Below are 280 nucleotides of genomic sequence, written 5' to 3'. Positions count from 1 at the left end.
TTTTTTGCTCTTTAACAATATATCAGACAATCTGTGTGGGCACTTGTTGATTGACTTGTTTTAAAAATATTTTTTAATTTTGAAGTCTTAATAGGTGCTAACTAGAAATTCATAATACTTTTTTAAGTAGTGACATTTTATGTCAGCAGTATTGAGCGATTGAACTTGAATTGAAGAGTTTGATCATGGCTCAGATTGAACGCTGGCGGCAGGCTTAACACATGCAAGTCGAACGGTAACATAAAGAAGCTTGCTTCTTTGATGACGAGTGGCGGACGGG

The 280-nt window shown here is 36.1% G+C and carries 1 rRNA gene; it reads left to right on the top strand.

The features are described from left to right. Nucleotides 1-167 precede the first annotated feature (167 nt). Nucleotides 168-280, top strand: a 16S ribosomal RNA gene (locus HMPREF2750_RS07135); the annotation flags it as partial.

The organism is Haemophilus sp. HMSC066D02 (assembly GCF_001810545.1).
In the GTDB taxonomy this organism is placed as follows: domain Bacteria; phylum Pseudomonadota; class Gammaproteobacteria; order Enterobacterales; family Pasteurellaceae; genus Haemophilus_D.
The sequence above is the reverse complement of the archived record's forward strand: the minus strand, read 5'-3'. Positions and strand labels throughout refer to the sequence as shown.